This window comes from Phaeodactylibacter xiamenensis, assembly GCF_965229835.1.
Taxonomy (GTDB): domain Bacteria; phylum Bacteroidota; class Bacteroidia; order Chitinophagales; family Saprospiraceae; genus Phaeodactylibacter; species Phaeodactylibacter xiamenensis.
In genome coordinates, this window is record NZ_OZ245931.1 from 2862520 (window position 1) to 2886600 (window position 24081).

Here is a 24081-nt window from a genome sequence, read left to right on the forward strand (position 1 = left end):
AGTGCAGCCCCGTTGGGCTGCACCTTGTTTTAACTCTGCTTACAAATTTATGCGTTAACTTCTCCTTTCGCGCCGGCGATAATTTCCTTCGCGATTCCTGATGGTGCCTCAGCATAGTGTGAGAACTCCATCGTAGAGTTGGCACGACCTGAAGTGATCGTACGAAGAGAAGTTACATATCCAAACATTTCTGACAGTGGGGCATCAGCCTTAATGCTTACTGCTCCACCTGCACGTGGCTCTTGTCCTTTTGGCAGGCCGCGACGGCGGTTGAGGTCACCGATTACGGAACCTACAAACTCTTCCGGCGTTACAATCTCGAGCTTCATGATTGGCTCAAGGATTACCGGATTGGTCTTAGGCGCTGCTTCGCGGAAGCCCTCCTTCGCACAAAGTTCGAAAGCGATTGGCTTAGAGTCCACTGCGTGCATAGAACCATCGTAAACACGGACTTTCATGCTGTCGATGTTGTAGCCGGCCAGAATGCCGTTGTCCATCATCTGCAGGAAACCATCCTTAATAGGCTTCTGATAGTTCTTGTCGATCGAGCCACCAACGATGTCCCAAACGAATTGCAGCTTTTCCTTGCCATCCTTGAATGCTTCGCTGTCCAGGAACTCCTGGTCGGCTGGGCCAATTTCGAACTGCATATCTGCGAAGAGACCGGAACCACCGGACTGCTTCTTGAGGCGCTCGCGGTGATCTACTGTTGAAGTTAGTGCTTCCTTGTAGTTTACCTGTGGGGCACCCTGACTTACTTCTACTTTGAATTCACGGCGCAGGCGGTCCACGATAATTTCCAGGTGAAGCTCACCCATACCGCTGATAACCGTTTGGTTCGTTTCCTCGTTGTAGTTGACGCGGAAGGTCGGGTCTTCTTCTGACAGTTTTGCCAGTGCCATACCCAGCTTGTCCAGATCTTTCTGAGACTTAGGCTCAATTGCCAGACCGATCACCGGCTCAGGGAAAGTCATACTTTCCAGAACGATTGGTGCGTTTTCATCACAGATGGTATCACCGGTACGCAGGTCTTTGAAACCTACTGCAGCCGCAATGTCTCCTGCTTCAACGTAGTCGATCGGGTTTTGCTTATTAGAGTGCATCTGGTAAAGACGGGAGATCCGTTCTTTCTTACCAGAGCGGGTATTCAGTACATACGAGCCAGCATCGAGGCGGCCGGAGTAAGCACGGAAGAAAGCCAGTCGGCCTACGAATGGGTCCGTTGCGATCTTGAACGCCAGAGCTGAGAATGGCTCATTAACGTCCGGCTTGCGGGACTCTTCTGCTTCTGTGTCCGGGTTAGTACCTGTGATGGCTTCCACATCAACCGGAGATGGCATGAACGCACAAACGGCATCCAAAACGGCCTGTACGCCTTTGTTCTTAAAGGCAGAACCGCACATCATAGGGATGATGCTCATATCGATCACTGCTGCACGGATAGCTGCGCGAATTTCATCTGCAGAAATGCTGCTTTCATCCTCGAAGAACTTTTCCAGGAGCTCCTCGTCATATTCTGCTACAGCTTCGAGCAGGTTACTACGATATTCACTCACTGTGTCCTTCAATTCTTCCGGAATAGGAACTACCTGATAGGTCATGCCCATGTCGTCCTCATTCCAGATACGCGCTTCGTTGGTGATCAGGTCAACAACCCCTTCGAAGGTTTCTTCAGCACCGATTGGCACCTGCAGAGGTACTGCATTGGCACCCAGCTTCTCCTTCACGTCATTAACAACGTTGAAGAAATCTGCACCAGAACGGTCCATTTTATTGACGAAACCAATACGTGGTACTTTATAACGGTTAGCCTGACGCCATACAGTTTCAGACTGAGGCTCCACACCAGATACGGCACAGAACAGAGCGACAACGCCATCCAATACACGAAGGGAGCGCTCTACCTCAACGGTAAAGTCAACGTGACCCGGGGTATCAATGATGTTTACGACATAATCCTGCTCTTTCCATTTCCAGGACGTTTTCGTTGCAGCCGAAGTGATGGTAATACCACGCTCCTGCTCCTGCTCCATCCAGTCCATGGTAGCTGCACCATCGTGCACCTCGCCAATTTTGTGGCTAAGGCCGGTGTAGAAAAGGACACGCTCGGTAGTAGTCGTCTTACCGGCATCGATGTGCGCGGCAATACCAATATTTCTAGTGTACTTAAGATCTTTTTGTGCCATGACTACTCCTCGAAAGGGATTTTTGAATTATTGAAAAGTATTAAGAAGGATTATACGCGGAAGTGGGCAAATGCACGGTTAGACTCTGCCATCCGGTGCGTATCTTCTTTACGCTTAACAGCAGCTCCTTCTCCCTTGCTTGCTGCGATCAGCTCAGCAGCCAGCTTTTCTGCCATTCCCTTACCGCTCCGTTGACGGGCGAACTTAATCAACCACTTCATACCAATCGCAATCTTGCGCTTGGCAGGAATCTCAGTAGGGATTTGAAAAGTTGCACCACCGATACGGCGGCTGCGAACCTCCACCTGAGGCATTGCGTTGTTCAGCGCCTTCTTCCAAAGGGCATGCTCATCTTGATCAGTACGCTCCTTCATCAGGTCCATTGCGTCATAGAAAATCTGGAAGGCAGTTCCTTTCTTGCCTTGCAGCATCATATTATTGACGAACTGGGTCACCATCGGATCCTTATAACGCGGGTCCGGCTGGATGATTCTTAACTTTGGCTTTCTTTTTCTCATTACTCTGAATTAGAGGTTTCGCAAATATGTTGAAACATAATTACTTCTTCGGACGCTTCGCACCATAACGGGAGCGTGCCTGAAGACGGCCTTCAACACCCGCAGTATCGAGTGCGCCACGTACGATAGTATAACGTACACCGGGAAGGTCTTTAACACGACCGCCGCGCACCAGTACAATGGAGTGCTCCTGCAGGTTGTGCCCTTCACCAGGGATATAGCAGATCACTTCAATGCCGTTTGTCAGGCGGACCTTAGCAACCTTACGCAAGGCCGAGTTCGGCTTCTTAGGCGTTGTTGTATAAACACGCGTACATACCCCACGCTTTTGTGGACATCCGTCCAAAGCGCGAGACTTGCTCTTGGCCACAATTTTCTTTCTGCCCTTGCGTACAAGTTGATTGATTGTAGGCATAATCCTAATTAAGTTTGAGTTGTATTTAACAATACCTAATCGGCAGAGGTTAACATACCTTGCTCGAAAAGCGATTGCAAAGGTATATCTTTTTCAGGGAAATCCAAAAGGGCCTTTTAAAATAATTGCCTGATAATAGTTCTTTTAGCTCGGTTTCTTCCCATAAGGTGGGGGACAGCACTACGTCATCCTATTTTTATTGCCTCTACTGCCGAATTTCCCGAATTTTTAGCCGCCCGGCCCAACGGTGGCCGAAAGGAAGCACGCTCTGGCCCTCATCCTGGAATTTTTGGAAAAATTTATTGCCCTCCGGCTTTCTGCTGAATACGAAGCTCTTAGACAGGGCTACTGGATGATTTAAACCGATGCTTCCTATATTAGCGCAAAAAAAAATGGTGGATACCGACCTGCTTTATACACATGATTATCAGGTAAGAGCTTATGAGATTGATGCTCAGCAACGCATGACGGTGCCTGCGCTTTCCCGCCTCATGCAGGAGGCGGCCTTGCAGAATGTGATTCAGATCGGTATGTCCTACTGGGACCTGGAGCCTCATCATATTTCCTGGGTGCTTACCCGGCAGCAAATTGAGGTAAAGCGCCTGCCTGACCTGAATGAGCCCATCCGGATACATACCTATCCGGCAGGGTTTCTCCGGGCTTTTGCCCTTCGCGACTTTTGGGTGGAGACACAGGAAGGCGAGCCCATTGCCCAATCTGCCTCGACCTGGCTTCTCATGGATACCCGAACCCGGCGCATGGCCAATCCCCCTGACTTTGTACTGGCTTTTAACGAGCGGATGCCACCCCGGGAGCAGTGCCTGCCCCGCATTTCCGGACAACTGGAAAAACTGAAGGCTACAGACTATCAGGAAGATTATACCGTGCACTGGCATGACCTCGACTTCAATCAACACCTCAATAACACCTTATATATACAGTGGATGCTGGACCCTGTGCCCGCTGCGGTACTGGCAGAACGCCAATTGACATTTCTGGACATCGAATACCGGGCTGAAGGGCAACTGGCGGATGCGCTCCAATCAGAAGTGCAGGAAATTGAAGCGGGCGTTTACTGCCACCGCATCTTTCGCCCGGCGGATGGGAAGGTGCTGGCGAATGCTTTTACGCGGTGGCAATAGTTGGCCTTACTTATTTAGCTCAAATTTGATCGGTAAGTTAAATTGAACGGGCACTGGACGCCCTCGTTGTTTTCCTGGTACCCATGGAGCAGTGAAGTGCTCCTCAACCAATCGCAGAGCTTCTTCGCTTAAATCCTCTCTTGGCGCCCGGACGACCTTGGCGTGAGTTAATTCCCCTGTTTTCTGAATCCGGAACTGAACTACTACCGTTTCTTCAATTCCTAACTCTCTGGCTTCCTCAGGATACCTCAAATTTGAGTAAATCACCTCCCGCATGGCTTTTGCTGCACATGCCTTTCGTTCCGCTTTTGTAGGCAATTCCTCACAATCAGCTGAATAAAACCGAGGCATGTCTTCTACTACCTTGAATATAGCTTCGTACTCCTCTTTTTTCGGAGAAGAAAAAATAGAATTACCTAGCTCGTCAGTAAAAGAAGCCAGCACCAGATCGCTAAAGACCGTTTCTCGGAAACTGATGCCAATATCGAGTGCTACACATTGCTTTTCACCGTTGTATCCTCCAGGTGTAAGTGCTGGAAATCCATCAGAAGCTTGCTTTACCGCATGCAACCAAAAGTTATCACAATCCTTCTGCCTAACAGAGGCGACTTTGCCTTCCTTATCAATTACAAAACTGAAGTTACAGGATTTACTGATTATTTCTCCACGCCTGTTCTTCAACGCAAGTGGCATGACCAGGCGGTTCTCAATATGATCCTTAATAGCAGACTTTGTACACTCTATTTGAAGACTGCGAGGCACCTTATTTTCACAGCCCTGAGCAACGGGCGTAGGGGCACCCACTTGAAAGACTAGGTCACAACCGGACTCCAGCTGGGCAGATAAAGACAGAGAGCATAGGGTAAAGCACAGGAGCGCGAATAAAAACGGGGTTTTCATAGTATAATTTTATGATAATGAGAATTCAGAATTTCTTTATTTCAGCCGGAAGCGCACTGGCATGTTAAACTGAGTATTAACGGGCATTCCTTTTTGTTTTCCAGGCTCCCATTCCACTAATTTATCTCTAACCACCCTAAGTGCTTCCTGATCCAGGTCTTCTCGTATACTCCTGGTAACCTTGAAATCAGAGGTCATACCATCCATATCAATCGTAAAGCTGATGACTACCGTCCCTTCTATACCATCCTTTTTTGCATTGGGCGGGTAAGTGATGTTTTTATAGACGGTTTCCAGCATCGCCATATCAGCGCATTGTTTACGCTTATCCTCATCCATTATACTTTCACACTCGTAGCTGTAAAAGCGGGGCATTTCATCTACGACCTTCGTTACGGGCGCAGCAGTGCGCTCCGTTTCCTGAGCCTGTGCGGACAGGGCATTGCATGTAAATAGGAGGGCTAATACAGAAAGGGCTTTGATGAACATGGCTACAGAGGTTTGGTGAATGGCATTATTAGAATGCGTCTACAATGTACAACTTTCTCGATAACTTTACCTCACCTTTTGCGGTTTTTCCGCTTCGGACCGTTGTAAGGCGCCACCTCATCCAGCAATAAGGCTTCCTGAATGACCTCCAGCAGGGCAGCCTCTGGAATGTCGTCCACCGATTGGAACACGGCGCCGGTGACCATTTTACGCCCGCGGGCCTGCAGCAGCCCCTGTTCGTTCGACAACTCAGCGCCCTGAATGAAAGCCAGCTCGATGCCCCCGTCCCGGGGATTGGCATAGCACACCCATTTTTTCCGGCTGTAGAATGGGATCTTATACCGGATCTGGCAGGTTACTTCCGGATGCGCCATGAGCAATTGGTGGAGGTATTCCAGGATACTGCGCTGTGGCTGCTCCAGGTCCAGGATATAAGCTTCAACGGCATTCATCACCTAAGTTGGTTTCTGATCGGCAGCTGGGGTATCCGGTCCGATGTAGCCTTCCATAGCGTAAAGTACACCACGAATAGGTATCCGCAGCCATTCTGGCCGGGCATTCATTTCGTAACCGACTTCGTAGATTGCTTTTTCCAGAATGTACGTCCGCAACAGCAATTCCATAGATTCTTTATCTTCCGGTACAAAGCTATGCCCCTGCGCGGTATCCAGGTACGCCGTCAGGAAGTATTGGCTGACGTAATGGAACCACTGATTGGCCCACTCTTCCAGCTGAGGCATATCGGCTTTGCGGTAATTTTGATTGAGCACCAGCTGTCCGTAAGCGGCGTAGTGTAGCGAACGGATCATGCCCGCCACATCCTTAAAGGGCGTACGCTTGAGGCGGCGCTCGCTAATGGAGTACATGGGCTCTCCTTCAAAGTCGATGATGAAAAAGTCGCGACCGTTGAAGAGCACCTGCCCGAGGTGATAATCGCCGTGCACGCGGGTCTTGGTCGCCTCAATTTTGCGGGCGTAAATCTGACTGAAGCAATCCATAATTTCGTCCTTGATCTCCAGTATACGGTGTGCCTCTGTGGCAATATGCTCCGGCAGGGAGGGGAGGCGACGCTCCAGGGCGGTCAGCTTTTCATTCACCAGTTTGCGGTGCTGAGAATAGATGGACCGCTGATAGTGCTGGGAAAAACGCTCGGGCTCAAAGTCCGCCTCGGTGGTTTCGGAGGCCAGGGCAATGTGCATCTCAGCAGTACGTTTGCCCAGCAGAGCCGCCCGCTCGTAGATCACGCTGCCTATGAGGCGCTGCAGGCGCTCCGGCGTGTCTTCAAAGTAGAACCGATCGGCTTTCACCAGCGGAGGAGCCGGATTGTCCCGTTCAACCTTAGCCAGCACCTTTTCGTAGTAGCGGTTGAGGGCTTCCAGCATCATGGTCCATGCTTCGCCCTGATTGGGGATTTTATTTTGCAGCAACCCCAGTATGGTGAAGGTCTGCTCCACTGTATCCTGAAACTGTATGCCCCCACCGTAGCGTGGCGAATTTTCAAAAGCGGTCTGCTCTGAGAGGTAGCGCACCACTTCGAGGTCGGGGTTGATATCCGTATCGAGCTTCCGGTAAATCTTGAAGAAAAACTGACTGTTGTAGATGACAGAAGTGTTGGATTGTTCTGCCCGGAGTACTTCCGAGCTGACATCCTCCCGTTCCACGCGCAGTTCGTCCAGGATTTTTCCGGACTCAAAAGAGAGCTGTCCGCCTTTCACGTTGATACTGGCGTTGGTCTTAATGCGCCAGAATAGTTCATTCCTAAAGGCTTCGTGGTAAATGGCATCGATCAGTATCCCTTCCCGTTGTGGGGTTTTACAGTAGGAGACCACGCTTTGGGGTTCATTCTTTAGAAAATGCACCATTTCCTCTGCGCTGCTCAGGAAGGTCAGGGGCAGGAAGTAAGTTTCGGGAAGTCCATCCGTATAGCGCACGCGAATGCTCAGGAAGTAAGCCGCTGTATCGTCTACTTCTATTTTGGGGAAGTGGCTGACTTCCAGGGAAACGATTTTCCTGGACTTCCCGCCAAACCACCGGCAGGACTGCAGATAACCCGGTAGTACTTTCTTCTCGAAGCGGCGCCTGGTGGTATAATTTTCGAAAAAGTCGCCCCAGCCTACTTCAGAGATTACCTCGGGGACGGCCCGCTCTTTTGGCAATTCATCAGCTTCCTCCGATTGCTCCATCAGGAACCAGAAATAGCCGTAGGGGCCTACCGTGAATTTGTAAGGCTCCTCCCCTATTTCGAAGAACTTATTCTGACTGAAAATTTCCACTGGCCGGACCCCTTCAAAGCGTTCCAGGTCCAATTCAACAGATTGTGAGAACTTGGACAAGTTGGCCACTACCAGAATGCTTTCGCCTTCGTAGGACCGGATAAAGGACAAAACTTTTCCATTCATAGAGTCCAGGAACTCAATGGAACCATGGCTGAACGCTTTCAGGCGTTTCCGCATAGAGATGATGTTCTTCATCCACCAGAGCAGGGAGGAGGAATTGCGGTTCTGAATTTCTACATTAATAGCCTCGTAGCGGTACAAAGGGTCACGGATAACGGGCAGGAAAAGCTTCTGCGGGTTGGCGGCGGAAAAGCCGGCATTGCGGTCCGCATTCCACTGCATAGGGGTACGTACACCGTTGCGGTCGCCAAGATAAATATTGTCGCCCATGCCAATTTCATCACCATAGTAAATGACCGGTGTGCCAGGCAGGCTGAACAAAAGGCTGTTGAGCAGTTCTATTTTGCGGCGGTCGTTGAGCAGGAGCGGCGCGAGGCGGCGGCGGATCCCCTGATTAATCTTCGCCCCGTGGTCTTGTGCGAACACCTTATAGAGATAATCCCGCTCCTCCTCCGTCACCATAGAAAGCATGAGGTCATCGTGGTTGCGCAGGAAAAGCGCCCATTGGCTGTTTTCCGGTATGGAAGGCGTCTGCTCCAGGATGTCGATAATCGGGTAGCGGTCTTCCGTTTGCAGGGCCATGTAGAGGCGTGGCATAAGCGGAAAGTGGTAATTCATGTGGCACTCGTCGCCCTCTCCGTAGTATTCAGCAGCCTCCTCCGGCCAAAGGTTGGTTTCTGCGATCAGGATTTTGCCCGGATGCTTGCGTTCCACATAGCTGCGCAGCTCGCGGAGGTATTCGTGGACCTGAGGCAGGTTTTCACAGTTGGTCCCCTCTTCCCTAAACAGGAACATAATCGAAGTCAGCCGAACGCCATTCACACCCAGGTTGTACCAAAAATCAATTACGCTGCGCATTTCTTCCCTTACCTGCTCATTTTCGTAATTGAGATCAGCCTGATGACTGTAAAAACGGTGCCAGTAATAGGCTTTAGCGACGTTATCCCATTCCCAGTTAGAGGTTTCATAATCGCTGAAGATGATACCCGCTTCTGCGTAAGGCTCCGGCGTATCGCTCCAGATGTAGAAGTCGCGCTCCGGTGAGCCCTTAGGTGCCTGACGGGCCCGCTGAAACCACTCGTGCTCGGTGGAAGTGTGGTTCATGATGAGATCAATAATGACCTCAAGCCCGCGCTTATGCGCTTCTTCGAGGAAGCGTTCAAAGTCATCAAGGTTACCATAGTTGGAATGTACGCTTTTAAAGTCGGAGACATCATAGCCATCATCCTTCAGGGGAGATTCATAAAAGGGTAGCAGAGAGATACAAGTGACGCCCAGATCTTCAAGATAGTCCAGCTTTTCAATCAGGCCATTGATGTCGCCGATACCGTTACCGCTACTGTCGTAGAAGGCATGCAGGGGCAGGGCGTAGATAATGCTGTCTTTGTACCAGAAGCGGTTGCTGTTTTGGGTCATACCAAGTGGTTGGTTCAGGCTCGTTTTAAAAGTTGCGTTTACGCTTACTAAAGAAAGGAAAAAAAATGAGTACTGCCAACGGTGCCTGGAAAATTCCTCAGCAAGTGACACTGACTCGGCCGCGAAAAATCAATTTACAGGGTCATCCATACCAAGGAGAGCTTAAGATTTATTTCTGTCCAAATAGCGACAAACCTAATTGGGGTTGTATTGTCTCATTGTCAGAGCAATCAACAAACCCACAGTCCAATGCGTCCTAATCAACTGTTACTGCTGCCTGTACTATTTCTGATCACCATGTTTTCCCCGGTAAAGCTTATTGGACAATGCAATATTTCAAATGTCGTCTTATCCAATATTCAATGTTTCCCATTTGGGTTTGGGCAGGTAGGCTTTCAGCTTAATGTGCAGGGTTCAGGACCAGGTACTTTTTTCAATGTCTCGTCACCAGATGGCATTATTGTTGACCCAGGGCCCTATAGCTATCCAAATGGAGTTTTTATCAACCTCGAACCTAATGATATCAACCAGGCTCAGTTTGAAATTATAGTTGAGGACAACACTGATCCCAATTGCTCTTTTACAGTTACATTACAAAACCCCTGTGCATCACAAGTCAGTTGCAACATTACAGATCCTGGCTTGAATTTTTCCTGCAACGGTAGTGGTATTGTACTTTTTTCCCTTAACCCAACAGCAACGGGCAATGGAACTTCCTACACGGTATCCACTTCACAGGGGTTTCTCCCCTCAAGTTTCGCCCAATACGGACAAACCACTTCTTTCTTGCTTCAGTTTTCCGGTGCACCGCCAAGTGTTGTTGAAATCACCATTACGGATCAGAACGATCCCAGTTGTAGCTTGACATTTACTTTTGACAACCCCTGTTTTTCTGCCTGCGACTTAACCAATCCGGGCCTTGGTTTTACCACTTGCAACGACAACGGAACGCCCACTGACCCCAGTGATGACTTTTATACATTCCCATTGAACCCAGTGGGTTCGGGCCTGGGCAGCGGGTATACCGTTTCTGTCAGCGGCGGCACGGTAAGCCCTCCGGGAGGCAATTATGGGAGCGAGACTACTTTTACGCTCACTGGTATTGGCCCACCCGCTGGTATTAGCGTTATCGTTACAGACAATGACGACCCCAATTGCTTCACGAATACGATTATCAATTTGCCCCCGCCCTGCTCGACAGCGCCCCCCTGTGACATCAACTACGCCCAAATTGGCAACGTCACCTGTAGTGATAATGGCACCCCCAACGACCCAAGTGACGACACCTTCACCTTCATTCTGCAAGTCGTTGGTGACGGGACCAGCCCTAACGGTTGGACCGCTAATGATCCTTTAGGGACCACCGGGGACTATAATGTGGTGACCACTATGGGGCCCTACCCTATTTCCGGAGGTGGCTTCCCGGTAGTCGTTACGGATAATGATGACCCCAGTTGTACGACTATATCCGTGACCATTGTCCCACCGGCTCCCTGTTCCACTCCTCCGCCCTGTCAGCTCACTCAATCCACGGTAGTCACAAATCAGTGTGTCAACGGCAACCCGGTCTTTGAGCTGCTGGTGGATGGCAATAACACCGGAGCCAATTATACGGTCAGCGTTACCGGCGGCACTATCTCCGGCAGCAATAACGGCAACTACGGGCAGATTACGGCTTTTACAATTATCCCCACCTCATCCAATGTGAGCCAGTTCAGCGTGACAGTCACGGATGCGAGTGACCCTAGCTGCACAACCACAACGGTAGTCCCCAACCCCTGCCCCAACTGTACTATTACCTCTGCTGGCCTGGGCGGTCAGGACTGCAACGACAGCGGCACGCCCAGCGACCCCACAGATGATTTAATACAGTTTACCCTTAACCCCTCCGGACAAAACACCGGCGCCAGCTATACCGTGACGGCGTCAAACGGCACGGTCACGCCAAACACAGCCCCTTTCGGTATTACCACCACTTTCCTGACCAGCCCGGGTACTGCCGGCAACGGCCCTATCACTTTGACAATTACGGATAGTAATGACCCAAGTTGCTCTATCGTGGTAACGCTGCCCGACCCAGGCACTTGTTCCAATACGACTTGCGCCTTCACCGACCCCGGTGTGATAAGTCTAACCTGCAATGACGCCGGTACCCCCGGTAATCCTGGCGACGATTTCGTGCTGCTGGAGCTCTTCCCTATTGGGGTGGCACTGAGTCCTATCGGGTACAATCTTTCTTCGCCTGATGTCACTGTGACGCCTGGGTTCGGCAACCTCGGAGTGATAACGGCCTTCCAGCTGCTGGGTGCGGCGAATACAGGGCCTACCATTACCCTGATCCTGAGCGACATAGATCATCCTGACTGCTTTTTGGAGTTTACCATAGACAACCCCGCCCCCTGCTCGGTGGAACCCTGCAACCTAAACACACCAACCGTCATCATTCCAATTTGCGATAATGGCGTTATTGACTTTGAACTGCTGGTGAATGGCACAGGGACTGGGACCAACTACCAAGTCAACATCCCCGGAGGAGTCCTCACCGCAGGAACAAACGGTAATTACGGGCAGGTTAGCCCCTTTTCATTTTTGCCGAATAACCTCTCCCAGGGCAACTTCACCCTAACCATTACCGACAGTAATGATCCCACCTGTTCTCAAACGGTGAGCCTCGACAACCCCTGCGATGCCTGCCTGATTACTTCCGCAGCTGTTTCCAATGTGCAGTGTGCGGACAACGGTACGCCGGGGGACCCCACGGATGACCTGATTACCTTTTCCATTCTGGCAGATGGCGTTAGCACCGCTGGCAGTTATACCATTTCAGCGCCCGGGCAGGCCGTACAGCCCTCTACCGGCACGTTTGGCAGCCTTGGCAGCTTTTCCCTTTTGCCGGGCAGTGCGGGCAGCGGCCCTGTCACCCTCATCCTGACTGATGCCTCAGACAGCAACTGCACCACTACCGTACAGCTGAGCGACCCCGGTACCTGCTCGGATGCCTGTGCCATCAACGCCTTCGTGACGGAAATAACCTGCATACCTACAGGCGTGCCGGAAGATGACTTCTTTCAGGCGACCATACAAATCATCAACCCGGTTGGCGCAGCAGGATGGACCGCACAAACGCCCCTTGGACCGGTGACCGGCAGTTACAATCAGGATGTAGACCTGGGTCCCTTCCTGATTAGCCAGGGGAGCTTTAGCCTGACCATTACCGACCAGCTCAACCCAGGCTGTAGCACCAACCTGTTGGTTGTACCTCCCGATCCCTGCAGCGTGGTTTGTGAAGCCGATACTACCCTATTTGATTTACAGTCCTGCAACCCTTTGGATACCGGCACTGTGATACAAAACCTCACCGGGCAGGAAGGCTGCGACTCTATTGTGATAACGGCAACTAGCTTGCTGCCCTCCGATTCCATTTTCCTGGTGGAAAGCAGCTGTAACCCAGCGGATACCGGAATAGCCACGCAGGTACTGATCAATCAGTTTGGGTGTGATTCGGTCGTTGTCACCAATACTCTGCTCGTGGACAGCGATACCACGCTCATTGACTTGCAGTCCTGCAATCCATTGGACACGGGTACTGTGGTGCAGAACCTCACCGGGCAGACCGGGTGTGACTCCATCATCATTACTGCGACTACACTATTGCCCTCCGATTCCATTTTCCTCGTGGAAAGCAGCTGTAACCCAGCGGATACCGGAATAGCCACGCAGGTACTGATCAATCAGTTTGGGTGTGATTCGGTCGTTGTCACCAATACCGTCCTCGTGGACAGCGACACCACGCTCATTGACTTGCAGTCCTGCAACCCATTGGACACGGGTACTGTGGTGCAGAACCTCACCGGGCAGACCGGGTGTGACTCCATCATCATTACTGCGACTACACTATTGCCCTCCGATTCCATTTTCCTCGTGGAAAGCAGCTGTAACCCAGCGGATACCGGAATAGCCACGCAGGTACTGATCAATCAGTTTGGGTGTGATTCGGTCGTTGTCACCAATACCGTCCTCGTGGACAGCGACACCACGCTCATTGACTTGCAGTCCTGCAATCCATTGGACACGGGTACTGTGGTCCAGAACCTCACCGGGCAGACCGGGTGTGACTCCATCATCATTACTGCGACTACACTATTGCCCTCCGATTCCATTTTCCTCGTGGAAAGCAGCTGTAACCCAGCGGATACCGGAATAGCCACGCAGGTACTGATCAATCAGTTTGGGTGTGATTCGGTCGTTGTCACCAATACCGTCCTCGTGGACAGCGACACCACGCTCATTGACTTGCAGTCCTGCAATCCATTGGACACGGGTACTGTGGTCCAGAACCTCACCGGGCAGACCGGGTGTGACTCCATCATCATTACTGCGACTACACTATTGCCCTCCGATTCCATTTTCCTCGTGGAAAGCAGCTGTAACCCAGCGGATACCGGAATAGCGACGCAGGTACTGATCAATCAGTTTGGGTGTGATTCGGTCGTTGTCACCAATACTCTGCTCGTGGACAGCGATACCACGCTCATTGACTTGCAGTCCTGCAACCCATTGGACACGGGTACTGTGGTCCAGAACCTCACAGGGCAGACCGGGTGTGATTCTATCGTCATTACCACGACCTCCCTGCTGCCTTCTGACACCACAGTTATTTTTAGCGAAAGCTGTAATCCGATAGATACGGGCACTGTGGAGAATCTGCTCCAAAACCAGTCTGGGTGCGACAGCCTTGTCATCACGACCACCACGCTCCTGCCCAGCGATACCACACTGCTCTTTAGCGAAAGCTGCAATCCCGCGGATACCGGTACGGTTGCGCAAATACTGGCCAATCAGTTTGGGTGCGATTCCACCGTCATCACGACCACCACGCTCCTGCCCAGCGATACCACATTGCTCTTTAGCGAAAGCTGTAATCCCGCGGATACCGGTACGGTCGCGCAAATACTGGCCAATCAGTTTGGGTGCGATTCCACCGTCATCACGACCACCACGCTCCTGCCCAGCGACACCACACTGCTCTTTAGCGAAAGCTGCAATCCCGCGGATACCGGTACGGTCGCGCAAATACTGGCCAATCAGTTCGGGTGCGATTCCACCGTCATCACGACCACCACGCTCCTGCCCAGCGATACCACACTGCTCTTTAGCGAAAGCTGCAATCCCGCGGATACCGGTACGGTTGCGCAAATACTGGCCAATCAGTTTGGGTGCGATTCCACCGTCATCACGACCACCACGCTCCTGCCCAGCGACACCACACTGCTCTTTAGCGAAAGCTGCAATCCCGCGGATACCGGTACGGTCGCGCAAATACTGGCCAATCAGTTCGGGTGCGATTCCACCGTCATCACGACCACCACGCTCCTGCCCAGCGATACCACACTGCTCTTTAGCGAAAGCTGCAATCCTGCGGATACCGGTACGGTCGCGCAAATACTGGCCAATCAGTTCGGGTGCGATTCCACCGTCATCACAACCACCACGCTCCTGCCCAGCGACACCACACTGCTCTTTAGCGAAAGCTGCAATCCCGCGGATACCGGTACGGTCGCGCAAATACTGGCCAATCAGTTTGGGTGCGATTCCACCGTCATCACAACCACCACGCTCCTGCCCAGCGACACCACACTGCTCTTTAGCGAAAGCTGCAATCCCGCGGATACAGGTACGGTCGCGCAAATACTGGCCAATCAGTTCGGGTGCGATTCCACCGTCATCACGACCACCACGCTCCTGCCCAGCGATACCACACTGCTCTTTAGCGAAAGCTGCAATCCCGCGGATACCGGTACGGTCGCGCAAATACTGGCCAATCAGTTCGGGTGCGATTCCACTGTCATCACGACCACCACGCTCCTGCCCAGCGATACCACACTGCTCTTTAGCGAAAGCTGCAATCCCGCGGATACAGGTACGGTTGCGCAAATACTGGCCAATCAGTTTGGGTGCGATTCCACCGTCATCACGACCACCACGCTCCTGCCCAGCGATACCACACTGCTCTTTAGCGAAAGCTGCAACCCCGCGGATACAGGTACGGTCGCGCAAATACTGGCCAATCAGTTCGGGTGCGATTCCACCGTCATCACGACCACCACGCTCCTGCCCAGCGACACCACCGTATTCTTCAGCCAGTCCTGTAATCCGGCAGATACAGGTACGGTGACCCAAATATTAACCAATCAGTTTGGGTGCGATTCCATTGTGACCACTCAGGTACTACTGTTTAGTGACCCGGATTACCAGCTGGTTACAGATACATTGTGTGCAGGTGAAAGCGTTGTCATTAATGGCACGGTGTATGACCAGGACCGCCCTGTCGGACAGGAGGTGGTTCAGAGTATTGCTGACGGCTGTGACTCAGTAATCATTGATATTGCGCTATTGTTTGCAGAACCCGAAGCCGAAATCACTACAACCAACCCTGCTTGTGAGGGCTTGACCGGACTTATTGAAATCGGGCCGCCGCAAAACGGATTTGCGCCATACACAATCAACGCTGCCGGACAAATACCGGAAGTCTTTTCAGCCATTCCGGTTACAATTGATGTATTGGCAGGCGACTACACAGTGGAACTAACAGATGCATTAGGCTGTACCGTGTCCCAGGCAGTGAGCATTGCCGAGGGGATTAGCCCTGAATTAAGCATTGACGGCCCACTAATTTTAGACGAAGGAGATACCATCACGCTCCGCCCATTGATCAATTTTGAGCCAGAGACAATAGACTGGCGCCCTGCCGGGCAACTCAGCTGCAGCAATTGCCTAAACCCAGTGCTCGAAGCCAGCGAAAGTACAACGCTGTTGCTTACTGCGAGCCTCGGCGGGAGTTGCTCTGTGAGCGCAAATGTCCAAATCATAGTAGAACGGATGGTTGACATTTATGCTCCAAACGTTTTCAGTCCGAACGGAGACGGCCGTAATGACAGGTTTACCCTGTTCAGCGCACCTGGCCAAATTGACCGTATAGAGCGCATGGAAATTTATGACCGGTGGGGCAATCAGGTCTTTACTCAAACCGAATTTCCAGCGAATAACGTAGCAGTGGGCTGGGATGGCACGTTCCGGGGAGAACCAATGGGGCCTGGAGTGTTTACTTATTACGCACAGGTGCGCCTGCAAACCGGGAGGATCATCCTGCAAAAAGGAGATATTACACTAATCCGATAATTGACTTCAGGGCATCAATGGCCCCTTAACAGGCGGATAAGGAGGGTAGATACGGTGCCCTCCTGAAATTTTAAAGTGCCTATTTGCGCTCATAATTGTGCACTTTCCAGTTGGTATTTTACCTTTGTGTCCTGGTTTTGCATCTTTTTTATGTTTAAACCGTATAAACCAACAGCAATTTACCGCTCAGACAAATATAGCCTGCTAAACCAACGTTAGTACAACCCAAAACAAACTTCCTATCACCAAACTCTACTCCGTTTTTCTTTAGCAGGTAAAGAAAGCGACGGAACGGTAACTGCTTGAAGCTGAAAAAACCCAGATACTAAAACACTGAGACTTTACCCCCCGTTACAGTCGCAAGATGGCGATAAACAACACTTATGTTCACAGCACTGCACTCATGCACAAAACCCTTAACCCCCTGTAAATAAATCATTTAGGGGTTATCTGGTTTTTTAGGCGTAGTCTGTGTTGATCTCAGGCAGCTGAGCATACGTGTTGCAATGATGTCAGGTTTCCGTCAAACAAACACGTGATGAAAGGTATTCCCCAACAAGTCTGCTATCGAACGGCTCTGTTTATACCGCTTCTCCTTCTTGGCTTTCTGTCGTGCCGGGGGAGCGCCATAAATTCGGCCGGCGATTTAGAATTCTGTGGTATTATAAGTGCAGGCTTAGGCGGAGTGGTATGCCTGGATAACGATACGCCCACCAACCCTGACGATGACCGGCTCACGCTCTTCCTGAACCCTTCCGGCAACAACCTGGGTAATGGGTACACGGTCGCATTTGCTTCGGGAAGCATCTCTCCATCCACAGCAGTATATGGCTTTCCCAATGGTTTTGTTATTGACCCCAATGATCCGACTGTACCGACCTATCAAATCACTCTTACGGACCAGAACAATCCCAATTGCACCTTTGTCCTTACTTTTGACAATCCCTGCTATTCAACTTGTGAAGTGCAACAGGTCGAAGTCCTGGATGTTAGCTGCAACAACAACAATACTCCAGGCCTGGAGGAGGACGATTACATCACTATGGAAATCATCGCTTCAGGTACAGATGTTAGTCTTCAATACAACCTTATTGCATCGCCGGGCCTGGTACTGCCGGGCAGTGGTTTTTACAATACCCCGGAATTATTTCAGCTCACACCGGGTTCAGCGGGAAGCGGCCCTGTTTCATTTATACTGACAGATCAGGGCGATCTGACCTGCCAATACATTTTCTCTATTCAGGACCCTGGTACCTGCGTTTCGCCCTGCGCAATTACAGCGCCCAATTTACTGGGGGTTCAGTGCGATGATATGGATACGCCCAATGACCCCGATGATGATGAGTTGCTGATAACGCTTAACCCATTTGGCATTAGTACCAGTAATGCCTACACCATCAGCGGGCCGGGGCTGACTTTTTTGAATACGATCGGCACATATAATAATCCTACTACTTTCCGAATGGTTAATGCGGCAGCAGCACCGCCCTCTTTCACGCTAACGCTCACGGATACTCAGGATCCCGGTTGCACTACCCAGGTTTTTGTCAATAACACCGCCCCTTGTTCCACCCCACTGCCCTGCGATATCACAAACGCCACTCCCGGCAACATAAGCTGTACAAACGGCGATATCATCAACTTTACGCTTTCGCCCAATAGCAGTACTGGTTCACAATACAGTTTGACCATTCCAAACGGGACAATTCTGGGCCAGAACTCCGGCGCGTTCGGCACGCCTGTAAACTTCAGCTTTTTGCCCAATACTCCGCAGAGCTCAACTTACAACGTTACCATCAGAGATGTGAACAACAGTGCCTGTACTTCTACCTTTGCTATGGACAATCCGTGCGATGACTGCAACCTCAACGGGGTCAACGTTCTGAATGTACAGTGTGCAGATAACGGAACGAGCACCGTTCAGGCTGACGATCAAATGGTCATCACGCTTCAGCCCTCAGGTACAAACCTGGGAAGTGGCTACACAATTATAGCCAACGGACAAAGTACGATACCCTCCGGAGGCAATTATAACAGCCCTGCTACTTTCACACTGCCTGCCGGAACAGCCAACAGCAACGCCGTCAACATTACCATAATTGACAACAACGACCCTTCCTGTACCTACTCCTTTTCCCAGGACGGACCAGGAAACTGCTCTGATGCCTGCACCATCTTTGACCAGGGCCTTGCCAGCATTCAATGCAACAATAACGGTACGATTAGCAACGTCAATGATGATTTTATCACCTTTTCCCTTAACGTTCCGGCTATCAGCACTGCCTCAGGGTATAACATCTCTGCCGCCGGAACCACTGTAACTCCATCAAACGGGCTGTATAACACGCTGCAGACCTTCTCCCTCCCAATCGGCTCTGCGGGTAACGGGGGGACAACAATTACGCTGACCGATCAAAACAACCCCGGGTGTACACTTTCCTTTTTTCTCTTCGACCCCGGAGACTGCTCAGCGGTCTGCAATATTGAAGCCACCGAAGTCAATCTTTTTTGCCAGGACGGTGGGACACCCGGTATTTTTGATGATGATACTTACCGGGTGGAATTTGAAATCACCAATCCTACTGCGGCGTCCGGCAGTAGCTGGATTTCAGATACCCCAAATGGTAATACTGCGGGCGACTACGACGACATTGCCAGCCTTGGCCCCTTTTTAATCAGCGATGGGCCCATTGATGTGACCTTTACCGACCTGGTCTCCCCAAACTGCTCTGTGACAGTAAATCTGGCCCCGCCACCACCGTGCTCGGATACCTGCGTTATACAATCGGCTGGTCTTACCAATTTAGTCTGCGACAACGATATACTTGAATTTGACCTCAATCCCATTGGAAATGCCCTGGACACCATCTACGGTGTTCAGATAGATAATGCAATGATTGTTGGCAGCCCGGTAGGCTACTTTGGCGAAACCACGACTTTCCGCTTCCTCCCGGCAGAGCCTTTACCCGATCAGTATGAAATTGTTATTACCGACAGTACCGTCGCGGACTGCCAGTTTATTCTCACGGTGGACAACGTCTGCAAGAATTGCGAAATCACCGGCTTGGATATACAGCATGTTACATGTAATGATGCCGGGACACCATCTGATCCTGATGATGATTTTATTGAAGTAGAATTACTGGTCACTTCTGTGTACGGCACGAGCTATACGGTGGAGCTAGCCAATGGCAACCTGCTTTCCGGCACAGGCATTTACGGAGCACCCAGTACTTTCAGTATGCCCGGAGGAAGTGCAGGAGGAGGGAATGTGCCACTTGTTGTGAGAGATTTAAGTACCCCCAGCTGCAGCCAGGTTTTTGTGATTGCAGATCCCGGCACCTGTTCAGATGAGTGCCTGCTTACGGAAGTCAACCCAACGGATATTATCTGCGATGATAATGGCACCCCCGGTGACCCAAACGATGACCGGGTTACTTTTAGTTTGATGGTTGATGGCCTCAATACCGCAGGCAATTATACCTTAAGCTCCGTAAACGGGGAAATCACTCCGGCACAAGGTACCTACGGCACGACATCTACATTTAGTCTTCCTCCCGGAAGTACGGACGTTAGCATTTCTAATGTAGTGATTACCGATAATAATGATGGCAACTGTAGCAGTAGCTTTAACCTTTCCAGTCCGGGTTCCTGCTCAGATTCGTGTGCATTGACTGTGACTTTGCTGGACACCTACTGCCTGGATAACGGGACAGCCAGCGACCCTACTGATGACTTGTTCGAATTCATCGTTGAGGTAAACAATCCGGTTGGCACAGAGGGGTGGTTCACGGTTCCACCTACGGGTATGGAGAACGGTGAATTTGGCATACCTACCGTCATTGGAGCTTATCCCATATCAGGAGGCAGTATCAACCTGGCTTTTATTGACGAAAACCTGACCAGCTGTTTTTCCATTCTGACCGTTGCACCTCCGGCTTCCTGCTCGGATTCCTGTACCCTTGAAGCTGCTGTAAATGTACTGGCTTGTGAGGATAACAGCACCCCGGGCACCGCTCAGGATGATTTTTTCACAGCGGAGCTTACCTTGTCAGGTGTCAATAATGGAAGCAGCTTTGGCATAAGCGGCCTGTTAGATACAACTGGTTTGTACGACAGTACCTTTGTTTTGGGGCCGCTCCCTGCTAATATTCCCTCAACTACTATTACGGTTTTTGATCTGGACCAGACCGATTGCACAGTGGATTTGGAAATCTTCAGTCCTGGCACCTGTTCCGCTGGCTGTAGCGATTCAGACACAACACTTGTATTTTTAGAGAGCTGTAATCCCCTCGATACTGGTATTTCTGTAGAAATCCTGGCGAATCAGTTGGCCTGCGACTCTTTTATCATTACGCAGACTAGTTTGCTGCCTAATGATACGACCCTGCTCCTGAGTGAAAGCTGCAACCCTGCGGATACCGGGACGGTCGCGCAAATACTGACCAATCAGTTCGGATGCGATTCCACTGTCATCACCACAACCACCCTGCTGCCAGGTGACTCCACAATGCTTTTCAGCCAAAGCTGCAACCCTGCGGATACCGGGACCGTCGTGCAAGCACTGACCAATCAGTTCGGGTGCGATTCCACCGTCATCACCACAACCACCCTGCTGCCAGGTGACTCCACAATGCTTTTCAGCCAAAGCTGCAACCCTGCGGATACCGGGACCGTCGCACAAATACTGACCAATCAGTTCGGGTGCGATTCCACCGTCGTCACCACAACCACCCTGCTGCCAGGTGACTCCACAATGCTTTTCAGCCAAAGCTGTAACCCTGCGGATACCGGGACCGTCGCACAAATACTGACCAATCAGTTCGGGTGCGATTCCACCGTCGTCACTACAACTACCCTGCTGCCAAGTGACTCCACAATGCTTTTCAGCCAAAGCTGTAACCCTGCGGATACCGGGACCGTCGCACAAATACTGACCAATCAGTTTGGGTGCGATTCCACTGTCATCACTACAACCACGCTGCTGCCAAGTGACTCCACAATGCTTTTCAGCCAAAGCTGCAACCCCGCAGATACCGGGACCGTCTTGCAAACACTGACCAATCAGTTCGGGTGCGATTCCACCGTCATCACCACAACCACGCTGCTGCCAAGTGACTCCACAATGCTTTTCAGCCAAAGCTGCAACCCCGCGGATACCGGGACCGTTGCACAAACACTGACCAATCAGTTCGGGTGCGATTCCACCGTCATCACCACAACCACGCTGCTGCCAAGTGACTCCACAATGCTTTTCAGCCAAAGCTGCAACCCCGCAGATACCGGGACCGTCTTGCAAACACTGACCAATCAGTTCGGGTGCGATTCCACCGTCATCACCACAACCACCCTGCTGCCAGGTGACTCCACAATGCTTTTCAGCCAAAGCTGCAACCCCGCAGATACCGGGACCGTCTTGCAAACACTGACCAATCAGTTCGGATGCGATTCCACCGTCATCACTACAACTACCCTGTTACCAGGTGATAGTATTTTTGTTAGTGCGGTAAGTTGTAATCCGGTAGATACCGGGACCACTATTGAAATACTCAACAATCAGTTCGGATGCGATTCCGTCGTAACTACACTCACTACGCTAGCTGCACAATACGAAATTACAAATACCCTGTTTTCCTGCAATCCCCAGGATACAGGCAGTGTCAGTCAAACCTTTACCAGTCAGTTGGGGTGTGATTCGGTGGTGGTCACTCAAACCTTGTTGGCACCTAGCGATACGACGCTTCATTTTATTGAAAGCTGCAACCCCGTGGATACCGGGACCGTCGCACAAATACTGACCAATCAGTTCGGATGCGATTCCACTGTCATCACCACAACCACCCTGCTGCCAGGTGACTCCACAATGCTTTTCAGCCAAAGCTGCAACCCTGCGGATACCGGGACCGTCGTGCAAACACTGACCAATCAGTTTGGGTGCGATTCCACTGTCATCACTACAACCACGCTGCTGCCAAGTGACTCCACAATGCTTTTCAGCCAAAGCTGCAACCCCGCGGATACCGGGACCGTCGTGCAAACACTGACCAATCAGTTTGGGTGCGATTCCACTGTCATCACTACAACCACGCTGCTGCCAAGTGACTCCACAATGCTTTTCAGCCAAAGCTGCAACCCCGCGGATACCGGGACCGTCGTGCAAACACTGACCAATCAGTTCGGATGCGATTCCACCGTCGTCACCACAACCACCCTGCTGCCAGGTGACTCCACAATGCTTTTCAGCCAAAGCTGCAACCCCGCAGATACCGGGACCGTCGTGCAAACACTGACCAATCAGTTCGGATGCGATTCCACTGTCATCACTACAACGACGCTGTTGCCGGGTTATCGCACACCAGTTTTGCTGGATATTTGTGCAGGAGACAGTATACTTTTCAACGGAACCTATTATTCAGAAAGCCAGCCTAACGGAATTGACACTTTAAATACAGTTAATGGTTGCGATAGCATTCTGGAGGTAAGCATCAATGTACTGCTTCAGCCCGAAATACGGTATTTCCGGGACACCCTCTGCGCAGATGAAGTGCAGGAGTTCTTTGGGACGACTTACACCATTGATCAGCCTACCGGACAACACATCATCCCCAGCATTGAAAACGGATGCGATTCTGTGATCACGAATATTGAACTCACTTTTAATCTTCCTGAGGCAGAGCTGGAACTTACAGACCCGGATTGCCCGGACAGTACCGGCCATTGGTCAATCAGCCGTTTATCCGGCGGGCTGCCGCCGTATACTTACGCTATTGACGGCATCAACTTTGAGATTGCAGAAGGGCTACCTCTGCGCGGCCCGATCGTGCCCGGCAATTATGTACTGATCCTGAGAGATGCCTTGGGTTGTGAAGCACAGCAGCCTTTTGAGATACAAGCCATGCCGCCCCTTACGCTTGACCTGGGCGGAGAAATTGAAGTCCGTCAGGGCGACACCCTCACCCTGACCCCGGAGCTCAACTTCATACCCGACTCCCTGATATGGAGCCCTGCAGAGTTGCTGGATTGTACAGGCTGCCTGAACCCTACACTGATCCCTGTGAACAGCACCACTATCACTCTGCGGGCATTGATGGACGCAGGCTGCGAAGTGAAGGATGCCGTACTGATTCAGGTTGACAAACGGGTGCCCGTCTATGCGCCTAATGCCTTCAGTCCGAACGGAGACAACAAAAACGACTACTTCACCCTTTTTGCAAAGCCGAATCAGGTTATGGAGATTGACTTCCTGAGTATCTACGACCGGTGGGGCAATCAGGTATTTGAGGCAAAGTCTTTCCCGGTCAATGAAGAAAACCTGGGATGGGATGGCACAAGCCGCGGGCAATTACTCAACAGCGGAGTCTACGTGTACATGGCCGAAGTTACCCTGATAGATGGCCGAAAACTGCAGATGGAGGGCGAAGTACACTTGATGCGGTAGCG

General features: G+C 51.2%; 10 protein-coding genes. 3 read left to right on the top strand and 7 right to left on the bottom strand.

Features of this window, described 5'->3' with window-relative positions:
• Positions 1–47: 47 nt before the first annotated feature.
• The 3 genes from fusA to rpsL are packed head-to-tail and all read right to left on the bottom strand — an operon-like array spanning position 48 to position 3119.
• On the bottom strand, positions 48–2186 hold the full coding sequence (fusA, locus tag ACO08I_RS10620) for an elongation factor G (protein WP_282784287.1): 2139 nt from the start codon (positions 2184–2186) through the stop codon (positions 48–50).
• Between the two features lie 50 nt (positions 2187–2236).
• Positions 2237–2704: a 30S ribosomal protein S7 gene (gene rpsG, locus ACO08I_RS10625; RefSeq protein WP_044221795.1), complete on the bottom strand. Its 468-nt coding sequence runs from the start codon at positions 2702–2704 to the stop codon at positions 2237–2239.
• Between the two features lie 40 nt (positions 2705–2744).
• Positions 2745–3119, bottom strand: a complete 375-nt coding sequence (rpsL, locus tag ACO08I_RS10630; RefSeq protein WP_044146964.1) for a 30S ribosomal protein S12 — start codon at positions 3117–3119, stop codon at positions 2745–2747.
• Positions 3120–3484: 365 nt separating this feature from the next.
• On the opposite strand from rpsL, the gene ACO08I_RS10635 reads away from it, so the two are divergent.
• The gene (locus tag ACO08I_RS10635) at positions 3485–4261 is read left to right on the top strand and encodes an acyl-[acyl-carrier-protein] thioesterase (RefSeq protein WP_421949288.1); all 777 of its coding nucleotides are present in this window, start codon (positions 3485–3487) and stop codon (positions 4259–4261) included.
• Positions 4262–4267: 6 nt separating this feature from the next.
• Here ACO08I_RS10635 and ACO08I_RS10640 read toward each other — a convergent pair whose 3' ends face one another.
• From ACO08I_RS10640 to treS, 4 genes are all read right to left on the bottom strand, one after another.
• A complete protein-coding gene (locus ACO08I_RS10640) occupies positions 4268–5161 on the bottom strand; it encodes an energy transducer TonB (protein ID WP_421949289.1) in 894 nt (297 codons plus the stop codon).
• A 36-nt stretch (positions 5162–5197) separates the two neighbouring features.
• The gene (locus tag ACO08I_RS10645; protein WP_421949290.1) at positions 5198–5650 is read right to left on the bottom strand and encodes an energy transducer TonB; all 453 of its coding nucleotides are present in this window, start codon (positions 5648–5650) and stop codon (positions 5198–5200) included.
• Between the two features lie 71 nt (positions 5651–5721).
• A complete protein-coding gene (locus ACO08I_RS10650) occupies positions 5722–6102 on the bottom strand; it encodes a DUF1801 domain-containing protein (RefSeq protein WP_421949291.1) in 381 nt (126 codons plus the stop codon).
• Between the two features lie 3 nt (positions 6103–6105).
• Positions 6106–9462, bottom strand: coding sequence for a maltose alpha-D-glucosyltransferase (gene treS, locus ACO08I_RS10655; RefSeq protein ID WP_421949292.1), 3357 nt, complete (start codon positions 9460–9462; stop codon positions 6106–6108).
• Between the two features lie 249 nt (positions 9463–9711).
• On the opposite strand from treS, the gene ACO08I_RS10660 reads away from it, so the two are divergent.
• Both ACO08I_RS10660 and ACO08I_RS10665 read left to right on the top strand, forming a co-directional pair.
• Complete coding sequence (locus ACO08I_RS10660; protein ID WP_421949293.1) at positions 9712–16641, top strand: gliding motility-associated C-terminal domain-containing protein; 6930 nt, start codon at positions 9712–9714, stop codon at positions 16639–16641.
• 538 nt (positions 16642–17179) lie between these two features.
• The gene (locus ACO08I_RS10665; protein ID WP_421949294.1) at positions 17180–24079 is read left to right on the top strand and encodes a gliding motility-associated C-terminal domain-containing protein; all 6900 of its coding nucleotides are present in this window, start codon (positions 17180–17182) and stop codon (positions 24077–24079) included.
• Positions 24080–24081 lie beyond the last annotated feature (2 nt).